The sequence below is a fragment of the Methanospirillum hungatei genome, from assembly GCF_020216685.1.
In the GTDB taxonomy this organism is placed as follows: Archaea; Halobacteriota; Methanomicrobia; order Methanomicrobiales; family Methanospirillaceae; genus Methanospirillum; species Methanospirillum hungatei_B.
In genome coordinates this window covers 1-10,000 of the sequence record NZ_JAIWNS010000017.1, presented here as the reverse complement: position 1 = coordinate 10,000, position 10,000 = coordinate 1, and the positions used below count along the sequence as shown (strand labels likewise).

At 49.6% G+C, this 10,000-nt stretch carries 13 protein-coding genes; 5 read left to right on the top strand and 8 right to left on the bottom strand.

Translation table 11 applies throughout. From position 1 onward, the window contains the following. The 4 genes from frhA to frhB form a co-directional block, all read left to right on the top strand. On the top strand, positions 1–1,026 hold a 1,026-nt coding region (frhA, locus tag LDL35_RS01035; protein ID WP_304018621.1), incomplete at its 5' end, for a coenzyme F420 hydrogenase subunit alpha. A gap of 13 nt (positions 1,027–1,039) precedes the next feature. Next, a complete protein-coding gene (gene frhD, locus LDL35_RS01030; RefSeq protein ID WP_304018619.1) occupies positions 1,040–1,576 on the top strand; it encodes a coenzyme F420-reducing hydrogenase, FrhD protein in 537 nt (178 codons plus the stop codon). 55 nt (positions 1,577–1,631) lie between these two features. Next, entirely contained in the window at positions 1,632–2,420 is a 789-nt protein-coding gene (frhG, locus tag LDL35_RS01025; protein WP_304018623.1) for a coenzyme F420 hydrogenase subunit gamma, read from the top strand. Positions 2,421–2,422: 2 nt separating this feature from the next. After that, a complete protein-coding gene (gene frhB / locus LDL35_RS01020) occupies positions 2,423–3,289 on the top strand; it encodes a coenzyme F420 hydrogenase subunit beta (RefSeq protein WP_304018617.1) in 867 nt (288 codons plus the stop codon). A 50-nt stretch (positions 3,290–3,339) separates the two neighbouring features. Here frhB and LDL35_RS01015 read toward each other — a convergent pair whose 3' ends face one another. The 6 genes from LDL35_RS01015 to LDL35_RS00990 all read right to left on the bottom strand — a co-directional run bounded on the left by LDL35_RS01015 (position 3,340) and on the right by LDL35_RS00990 (position 7,726). Continuing rightward, positions 3,340–3,765, bottom strand: coding sequence for a DUF86 domain-containing protein (locus LDL35_RS01015; RefSeq protein WP_304018616.1), 426 nt, complete (start codon positions 3,763–3,765; stop codon positions 3,340–3,342). Then, on the bottom strand, positions 3,752–4,204 hold the full coding sequence (locus tag LDL35_RS01010; protein ID WP_304018614.1) for a nucleotidyltransferase domain-containing protein: 453 nt from the start codon (positions 4,202–4,204) through the stop codon (positions 3,752–3,754). The genes LDL35_RS01015 and LDL35_RS01010 overlap by 14 nt, the downstream gene beginning before the upstream one ends. Before the next feature lie 40 nt (positions 4,205–4,244). Beyond that, a complete protein-coding gene (locus tag LDL35_RS01005) occupies positions 4,245–4,802 on the bottom strand; it encodes a hypothetical protein (protein WP_304018613.1) in 558 nt (185 codons plus the stop codon). Between the two features lie 153 nt (positions 4,803–4,955). After that, entirely contained in the window at positions 4,956–6,518 is a 1,563-nt protein-coding gene (locus tag LDL35_RS01000; RefSeq protein ID WP_304018611.1) for a sodium:solute symporter family protein, read from the bottom strand. Beyond that, positions 6,508–6,639 carry a symporter small accessory protein gene (locus LDL35_RS00995; protein WP_304018609.1) on the bottom strand — a complete coding sequence of 44 codons (132 nt, stop codon included), beginning with the start codon at positions 6,637–6,639 and terminating at the stop codon, positions 6,508–6,510. The genes LDL35_RS01000 and LDL35_RS00995 overlap by 11 nt, the downstream gene beginning before the upstream one ends. A 214-nt stretch (positions 6,640–6,853) precedes the next feature. After that, the gene (locus tag LDL35_RS00990) at positions 6,854–7,726 is read right to left on the bottom strand and encodes a CARDB domain-containing protein (protein ID WP_304018607.1); all 873 of its coding nucleotides are present in this window, start codon (positions 7,724–7,726) and stop codon (positions 6,854–6,856) included. 81 nt (positions 7,727–7,807) lie between these two features. Between LDL35_RS00990 and gpmA the strand changes: the two genes are divergently transcribed. Further along, positions 7,808–8,554, top strand: coding sequence for a 2,3-diphosphoglycerate-dependent phosphoglycerate mutase (gene gpmA / locus LDL35_RS00985; protein WP_304018604.1), 747 nt, complete (start codon positions 7,808–7,810; stop codon positions 8,552–8,554). Here gpmA and pdxT read toward each other — a convergent pair whose 3' ends face one another. Together pdxT and pdxS are read right to left on the bottom strand one after the other, a co-directional pair. Continuing rightward, entirely contained in the window at positions 8,555–9,151 is a 597-nt protein-coding gene (gene pdxT / locus LDL35_RS00980; RefSeq protein WP_304018602.1) for a pyridoxal 5'-phosphate synthase glutaminase subunit PdxT, read from the bottom strand. Next, the coding region (gene pdxS, locus LDL35_RS00975; protein ID WP_304018600.1) for a pyridoxal 5'-phosphate synthase lyase subunit PdxS at positions 9,141–10,000 on the bottom strand (860 nt) is incomplete at its 5' end. The genes pdxT and pdxS, both read right to left, overlap by 11 nt.

Here is a 10,000-nt window from a genome sequence, read left to right as displayed (position 1 = left end):
CCGGATATGTACATCCCAGGAACAGACACCAAGATCAACCCGTTCACCTCTGAAGAGCCGGTCAGAACCGTTGCAAAGCGGATCCAGCGGCTCCGTGAGATCGGTCAGACCGTCGGCGAGATTGCCGGTGGAGAAGCCATTCACCCGAGCAACCCCCGGGTCGGTGGTATGTATTACAACATCTCCCCACAGGCAAAACAGAAGATCTACGACCTTGCCAAGGAGGCCCTTCCCCTTGCCATCGCCCAGATGGACTTCATGATCGCTGTCCTGAAGAACTGGGAGAACCGGAGCACCGTTACTGTCGGAAAATCTGAAGTCGAGATTCCGGCAAAGTTCGGATACCATGACCAGGGGTACATGGCAGTAGATCCGGTATTTGACAGTTCAAGCCTTGACTTTGAACCCAAGTGGGACCCTGACCGGTGGACTGATGTTTCACCATACAACTGGTACCAGGGAGAACTCGAGGTCAGCCTTGAAGATGCAGACTACCCGGTCGGTGGAACCACCAAGGCAGGAACCAAGACCTGGCCACAGATGCAGGCCTGCACTTCAGTCCCGCTCTACGATGGTCAGCCGGTTGAAGTCGGTCCACGTGCCCGTCTGGTTCAGTTCAAGAACTATGACCGCAAGGGTGCCATAGGTCTGCAGATCGCACGGCAGATGGAATATCCGGATTGTCTCTACACCATGATCGAAGCCTGTGATGCACTTGACTGCAATGGTTCAGTGCTTGCTGATGAGATCCCACAGGGTGACGGCAGCCTTGGATGGAATGCAAACGAAGCACCACGTGGTTGTGATGTTCACCTTGCCCGCGTCAAGGACGGAAAAGTTCAGGAGTACACCCTTCTTGTTCCGACCACATGGAACTTCCCGACCTGCAGTCGGGCTCTCGAGGGAGCACCATGGCAGCTTGCCGAGGTCATCATGCGTGCATATGACCCCTGTGTGTCCTGCGCTACCCACATGCTGGTAGTTGACGAGAGCAAGAAGATTGTCGCCCAGAAGCTCGTCCAGTGAGAGTGCCCTGCGCATGCTGTTCCAGGAGATCGTAATCTGCGGGTGCGGAAACCCGCTCTTTGCGGATGATGGGTTTGGACCGGCCGTAGTCGAGGAACTCCAGAAACTCGACCTGCCCGAGAATGTAAAGGTTATAGATGCCGGCCTTGGTGGTCCGCATTTCCTCTTTACCCTTCTTGCGCAATCGGATGAACCGGTCAAACACCTTCTCATCATAGATATTGCTGATTTCGGAGGAAAACCCGGAGAAGTTGCAATCATCAGTCCTGATGATCTGCCACCGGGAAAATACCGGGATGCTCATTCCTGGGATTTAACCGAACCCATTCACCAGCTAAAACACCGGGTGAAGATTGATATCATCGGGTGTCAGCCGAAGCGGGTTTCTGAACCAGAATTTGAGATAGGACTCTCCGAAGAGGTAACAGAAGCGATCCCAAGGACAGTACAGCTCGTGCTGAAAATGATTGGGGTAAATCATGGGACTACTATCATTGATCTTCGGGAAAAAGGAGAAGAAGGAACCTGCTCCGAAATCGCAGGAACCTAAGGCTCCAGTATCTAAACCGATTGCGAAAGAAGAACCAAAGAAGGAGGAAAGGCCTGTGGCTAACAAAATAACAGTCGGACATGTACACATGAGTGGGTGTACAGGATGTCTTGTCTCCCTCGCCGACAACTACGAGGGGTTATTCACCATCCTTGACAATTACGCTGACCTCGTATATTGTTTAACTCTTGCCGATGCACGTCACATTCCAAAGATGGATGTTGCACTCGTCGAGGGGTCAGTCTGTCTTCAGGATGAACTGTCAGTAGAAGAGATTAAAGAAACCCGTGAGAAAGCAGCAGTTGTTGTTGCTCTCGGTGGCTGTGCTGCATATGGAAACATCACCCGGTTCTGCCGTGGTGGACAGTGGAACCAGCCACAGCATGAGGGATTTGTCCCCATCGGTGATGTCATCGATGTGGATGTGTATATCCCCGGCTGTGCACCATGTCCGCAGCAGATCAGAAATGTCTGTGTCACGGCATACCTGCTCCTGAAAGGAAATGCAGAACAGCAGGCACTTGCAAAGGCATACCTTGCACCGCTTATGGCACTTGCCAGTGAGGGAAGCAAGGCAACTTCCAGTGAGGCCTGTGGCTGTGACATCATGACCAAGGTTATCAACCAGGGTCTGTGTATGGGCTGTGGTACCTGTGCCACATCCTGTCCAGTCTTCGCCATTACCATGGAAGAAGGCAAGCCAAACATCCAGCGTGACATGTGTATCAAGTGTGGAGCCTGCTATGCAGCCTGCCCGCGTGCATTCTTCAGCTTTGATGTCGTGAACCAGTATGAGACCATCATCGATGCCATTCATGGTGCCATGAACCCGGGAGGGAACTAATCATGGATTATCTTGGTAAATACAAATCAGCGGTCGCTGCCCGCAGCACCAGTGCAGAAGTTCTGCGCTGCTCCCAGGATGGCGGGATTGTCACCTCAATGTTCCTCTACGCTCTTGAAGAGGGTATCATTGACGGTGCAATCGTTGCAGGCCAGGGAGAAAAACCATGGCAGCCAAAGCCGATCGTGGCAACTACTCCTGAAGAGATTCTGTCTTCACGGGGAACCAGATACAATGTCTGTCCGAACATGTCTGTCCTGAAAGAGTCTGTACGCAAGTATGGTCTTGACAAGGTCGGTATAGTCGGAACTCCCTGTCAGATCCAGGCTCTCCGAAAAGCACAGCTCTACCCAATCGGACTTCGTGACGTTTGTGACAAGATTGCTCTTGCAATGGGTATCTTCTGTATGGAGAACTTCTCATACCAGAGCATGACCCAGATCGTGCAGGACCACTGCAATGTCGATCTGCACTCACTCAAGAAGACCGATATCGGAAAGGGGAAGTACTGGGCATACACTAACCGTGGTGCAGTCTCCCAGATCCCGCTGAAACTCACTCACAAGTACGAACAGCCAGGCTGCCATGTCTGTCTTGACTACGTGGCAAACCTTGCTGATATCTCCACCGGTTCAGTCGGATCCCCTGACGGATGGTCCACTGTGTTTATCCGGAACAACAATGGAGAAAATATCTGGAACAAGGCAGTCGCCGCTGGTGTCTTTGAGACCAAGCCGATTGAGAGTGTCAAGCCAGGTCTTGAACTCGTCACCAAGCTTGCAACCGAGAAGATCACCAAGAACCAGAAAGAAGTCGAACACCGTGCATCATTCGGTGTCGGAAAGGGTCTCCGCAACCCCTATATCTAATTTTTTTACTTCTCGGTTTGGATAAAAATCAGAAAAGGAGTATTGTATCTTTAGGATTTTAAAAGGTTAAGGATTTTTTCAGCATAATCCGCAATATCCATTCTGTCATTGACCAGAATATCCCAAATGATAGAATCATCTATTCTCCAGTACTGGTGGACCAGACGATTTCTAAACCGGGCCATTTCACCCAGATGCTCAGCCTCATCTCTCTTTAGTATCTCATTTTCAGCCATGACGAGGAAGGTGTCTGCATAATCTTCAGGTAATCTCCACTTATTTTGTGTAATCAGGTGATTTGAAAGATCAAGTACTGATTCTATCGCAACGAGAAGGTGGTATTTAGCACTTCCACGAAGGTGCCTGTTTGCCATGAACTCATCCTTACCCTCTAATATAATGTCATTCAATGCATCCATTGCGTTATTAAGTTCAGAAAAGAGTGTACTCATCACTTCTTTGTCAGCTAATACCAAGTACTTCCCTCCTGTATCTGTTCAGATAATATGCATAATCGAAATATTCTCTGAGTATTTTTGATTCAAATGATGAGAAGGCGTTCATATTCTTACACGTAATAATATTCTGTTTCTTTAAGACCTGATATACAAACCGTACTGGTGCAGTGTTGAGAATTCTGATATCTACAGGGAAATGAGCAAGATTTGAAATCTCCCGTTCAAGCCGCTGTTCATAATATCTGGGTGGTGGAAATGAGGGATCCAGAAATAGGCCAATATCGATATCATGAAACTGATCCTCGACAAACGAGCCAAATAAGAGTGCAGCAATAATTTCTGGTTGTTCTGAAAAATATTCACGAATTCTCTGTATTATAATGTCTTTTTCTGCCTGGGAGAGTACATGTGGTTTTATTTTATCCATGTGTGTATGACTGCCAGTCTTACGTGTCATTTCAGCACGTATTCATCAGGGGAGGATACCCCGTAATAAATTATGAGAGAGGAAAATCCCTCTCATCAACAGGTATCCGCGTATCAGAAGATCCGGTATTTTGATAGAGCGGGATGGTGCTCTCAGCCCATTTCCATTCAGCATAATCAATCTTCTCACCATACGTACTCGGGACGTATGCATCAGGATCCCAGGTATCATCAACAACCCTCGCCGGGCGAAGTTTTTCTTCATGGACAAGACCCGCTTCTCCTGGGTTAAATACACCCGTCATCATGTAGTACTCCGGCTCGCTATGGAACCGCTTTTCAGCAACATTCCAGCCCCGGCCGAGTGTATAAAACACCTGATATGACTCAGAGGGAAGTTTCAATACTCCGGTCTGGTGAGGTGCCAGGTATACCGCAAATGGTATCGGCCAGTTCATCTCTTTAAAGACAACGACTGCTTCCTTTTCATTTGCTGAGTTGTCAAGGGTGACCTGATTTATGCCGTTCTTTGGGATACTCCCGTATATTTTGGTAAGTTCTTCTCCAAACACGGGGATCATAAAAAATGACAGAACAATGAGCAGGGAAAGCCATAGTCTGAAGTTCATGTTATACCCTCCTGATTACTCGTGACCGAATATTACTTCTCGAAGATGAAATCTTTTTCTGATTTAAAAAGGGGAGAATCTCGCTATCACATATCACGGTCTAGGGAAAGAGAAAAAAGATTGACGTATCCAAAAACCTGAATATATATATACTCACGCCCGGCTTTTTCCCTCCATGCTCCGTTCACGAAGCTGAAACACTATCATAACGATGAGTGAGATCGGCAATGCAATAACCAGGGGATCGATAACGGTCCAGGGTGCACCTAAGATGGTTACTGATCCGGTCAGGAACTGGGAGATCCCGAGGGCCTTTGCTTCGGCGGTATGGATAAAAACCGTGTAAAAGAACCAGATGAACGCCCCCGTTAACATACTGGCCATCGCCCCGGCCCGTGAAGGTCGTTTTGAATACACCCCAACTGCAAATGCCGGGAGAAATGCCGATGCACACAGACCCATGAACATCGCGGTTGCCCGGGCAATAATACTCGCCGGCATGGCAAGAGCCAGAACAACACTCAGGACCATCATCACGATACACCCGATCTGATTTGCCCGAAGTGACATGGCACATGTCTGTCCCCTTCCCCAGAGGTCACAGACCAGAGCAGTTCCCATGGTATGATAGAGTGATGAAAGGGTGGACATCGCCGCTGACAGGAGCGTGAGCATGAAGATGATCACAAACAGGTCAGGCATGGCGGTATTGATATACAGGGGAATGACTGAGTCTACGTTCCCACCCGCTGCATCGACGGCGATCTTTCCCATGTGCTGGTAAAAATAGACATTTGTCAGTGCACCAACCGTGAATGCCACTCCGGTCATCATCAGGATGAACGGGCCTCCGACCAGTACTGCCCGGTTTAATGCCCTGTTCTCCCGTGCGGTCATGAACCTGACCACGAGCTGGGGCTGGGCCAGGACACCGATACCTACACCAAGAACAAGCGTGGTTATCAGAGTAAACCAGATGGGTGATCCCAGTTCAGGCATTGATGCCCACCCGGTCATTCCCTGACTGGCAAGTGTTTCGGGAACCAGGTCTGACATGGCAGCGAGAGCTGTATTGCCGGCAGTCACTCCCCCGACATAAATGTAGGTCAGCACCAGAAGGATTGTCATCCCAATAAGCATGATCGCTCCCTGGAACGCATCGGTATACATCACCGCAATAAGGCCGCCATAGATGACATAGAGAGCGACGATGACTGCAAATCCAATCAGGGCGGTGGTGTAGGAGATACTTAAGGTCGTCTCAAGAAACCGTGCCCCTCCAATCAGAACCGCAGCGGTATACAGCGGCATCCCCAGCAGGATGATGATACCACTGATGAACTGGAGTTTTGGGGTTTTAAAGATCTTACCCATAAGGTCAGGGAATGTAATCGCCCTGGTCTCTGCTCCTTTCTCCCGTGTCTTCTTTCCAAAGAGCACGAATGCCAGGAGAATCCCGACCCCGATATTAAAAACCGTCAGCCAGATAAGTCCCATACCAAGGTTTGCTGCAACACCGCCAAACCCTACGATTGCTGATGTTGAGATGAACGTCGCACCATATGAGAGGGCGATGATCACCGGATGACTGTCCCGTCCGGCTAGCAGATAGTCCTCTGCATGAATGGTTTTTTTGTATCCAAGGTATCCAAGCACCAAAGTGATTACAACATACACCAGGACAAGGATGATGGTAACCGCCGGATCAACTGCCATGGTTGCGTCCTCCTTTGTTCCAGTTCAGAGCTCCGTAGATAACACAGGCTATGGCCAGGCCTATCGCTAATGCGTACCCCATCCAGATAGCAGGGTCTGTAATACCAAATACTGAGAACATGTTTATCGAACCTCCGGTAAACTGTCAGTGAATATCAATACCGGGGACCGGAAAGAGCCGGCCCCCTATCTAAACACGAAGAAAAAAGGAAAGAAGAATACGTTGCTGACGGAAGGTATCCACTGCTGATTCAATTTACCAGTATAATGTATCACCTGGTTCAGTATAAAGTATATGCTGGTGCATTGGGAGGACGTTTGAAAAAAGGATGATATCAGGACTGGTCAGAAGAGTTCTGGTCCTGACTGATCATAACAATAGATGTAGTCGTGTTCATGAGGACCGGAGGAGCGATGGTCTGCGGCCCTCCGGCGATGATACGGATCATCCCGTCACGGTACCAGTCATTGTTCGCTTCATCACGCTCCGGCACAAGATTGCCCGGATCCACATCCATGAGTACGCCGTACGTCCCTGCTACGATATCACGGGGGATAGTAAAGGTCCGGGTGGTGCTCGCCTGTCCGGTTGCCGGTACTGATCCGACTTCCCACGTGCCAAGAAGCAGTGGCTCAGCTGACTGAACCGACCGGTTTGTCAGGTACAGATCAACATAGAACTTACCAGCATCAGTTCCTCCCCTGTTTTCCACCGCGGCAATAACGCGGATCTGATCCCCGGGTCCGGCACGTGAGGGGATGATAAGACCAGACCCCACCAGGTCTGCATCACTGCCATCAGGGAGTGGATCTGAGATATGAATCGTTTTTTGCTGAACCTGTGTGGTCTCTTTTCCCATGATCTCCCTGACAAAGTTATATGCGCCATCGGCAAGGTCAAGAGGCAAAAGGAACGTCTTTACGCTTGAGTAATCCCCTCCGGATGTTATTGACTCCAGATCTGCGGATCCTATCGGAACCCTTTTTGCACTCCCCTCGCTTTCATTTACCAGATAATAGGAGATGGTCACCGGCCCGCTCTCATCATCTCCTGCATTTTTTACAACTTCAATCACCGTAAGCGAACCGCCCGCATATCCGGTTTCACTCACGATCAATCCCTCTGATGTAATATTCACTGCCGCATGGGCCGGGAGCATAACGGCAAGGAACAGTATCATCAGCAGCCATCCGGTACGAATGGTCATAACTGATGATTGGAGAGCGTTCCCATAAAACCTTTCCAGATGAATTAACCGATTGTATCACCAACGTACAGATGGTTTATTATGTATACACTGGTTCTGATTCGTCATGGAGAAAGTCTCTGGAACCGGGAGAACCGGTTTACCGGCTGGCGTGATATTGATCTCTCCCCCCAGGGCATTGATGAGGCACGGGCTGCAGGCAAGGCACTCATGGAGCAGGGTTTTGAGTTTGACCTTGCATATACGTCAGTTCTGAAACGTGCTATCCGGACACTCTGGCTTATCCAGGAAGAGATGGACCTTATGTGGATTCCGGTGATCCGGACATGGCGCCTGAATGAGCGTCATTATGGTGCTCTGACCGGCCTGAATAAGACCGAGACGGTGGAGAAGTATGGTGAAGAGCAGGTTCATATCTGGAGAAGAAGCTATGATATCCCTCCACCGGCCTATACTCCGGATAATCTCGATAATCCATCCTATCACCGCCGGTACCAGGAGATAAAGAGAAGCGATCTGCCGATGACCGAGTGTCTGAAGGATACGGTAGCACGGTTCATCCCGTACTGGAATGACGAGATCGCTCCGGTTATCAGATCAGGAAAGCGGGTTTTGATAACGGCTCACGGGAACAGCCTGCGGGCCCTGGTCAAACATCTTGACAATATATCTGATACTGACATCCCTGATCTGAATATCCCGACCGGTATACCATTGGTGTATGAACTGGATGATAACCTCAAACCGGTCAGATCCTATTATCTTGGCGATGAGGAGAAGGTAAAGGCCGCCATGGAAGCGGTGAAAAATCAGGGAAAAGCGAATTAATTATTTTTGGCCGAGCACATCTTTCAGGAAGTACTCATGCATCCGGAGGTCATGGCTGATCTCCGGGTGAAAGGAGAGGATGAGTTTCTTCCCTTTTTTTGCCGCCACGATCCCCTGTGGAATCTCTGCAAGGATGGTAACATCCGGCCCTGCTCTGGTGATCACCGGTGCCCTGATGAATATTGCATGAAACGGGGTATCAAATCCTGATATCTGAAGGTCCGCTTCAAAAGATTCGCGCTGCCTTCCGAATGCATTTCTGTTGACGGTGATATCAAGGAGGTCAAGAGGGGTAAACCTGGTTTCGTTGATAAGGTCCCGTGCAGACACAACCATGCCAGCACAGGTTGCAAAGATACCTCCCTTAAAATTCTGAATGATGTTTCTCATTCCGTTCTTATCTATGAGCCGCATGATGGTTGTGGATTCACCACCTGGTATTGCAAGCGCCATCAGATCCAAAATCTGCTCCGCTTTTCGAACGGGAACAACCGGGATGGTCAGTCCCAGGTTCTGTATTGCCGACTCAAATGCCGATATATGTTCGGAAACATCCCCCTGGAGTGCCAGGACACCGACCGCAGCGTTACCAGCCACGATTTGAGAGCACCTCTTCAGGTGGGAGGGCATGGATGTCAAGACCACGCATTGCATTGCCCAGCCCTTTGGAGACCTCAGCTATCACGGCAGGTTCATTGTAGTGGTTTACTGCCTCAACGATAGCTTTTGCCATAAGTTCAGGCTGTTCGGATTTGAAAATTCCTGAGCCGACAAATACTCCGTCACTTCCAAGCTGCATCATGAGTGCTGCGTCTGCGGGTGTTGCTATGCCTCCTGCAGAGAAGTTTACAACCGGAATACGCTGACGCTTTGCGGTTTCAATTAAAAGATCAACAGGGGCTTCAAGTTCCCGTGCCCGTTTCACGAGTTCAATCTCTTCCATCCCTTTGAGTTTTCTGATCTCTGAGAGGATGGTCCGGTTATGCCGCACCGCTTCCACAACATTTCCTGTCCCTGCTTCTCCCTTAGTACGGATCATGGCTGCTCCTTCGTTTATCCTGCGGAGTGCCTCACCAAGATTTCGTGCACCACAGACAAAGGGTACGGTGAATTTTGTCTTATCGATATGGTATTCTTCGTCAGCAGGGGTCAGGACCTCTGACTCATCGATCATGTCAACACCCAGTGCCTCAAGCACCTGTGCTTCAACGAAATGACCAATCCGCGCTTTTGCCATGACCGGGATGGAGACCGCGTCCATGATCTCGATTATCTTTTTTGGGTCTGCCATCCGGGCAACACCGCCCGCTGCTCTGATATCGGCAGGAACACGTTCAAGTGCCATAACCGCAACCGCTCCTGCGTCTTCTGCAATACCGGCCTGTTCGGCAGATACCACATCCATTATTACGCCCCCTTTTTGCATGGACGCAAATCCCCGTTTAA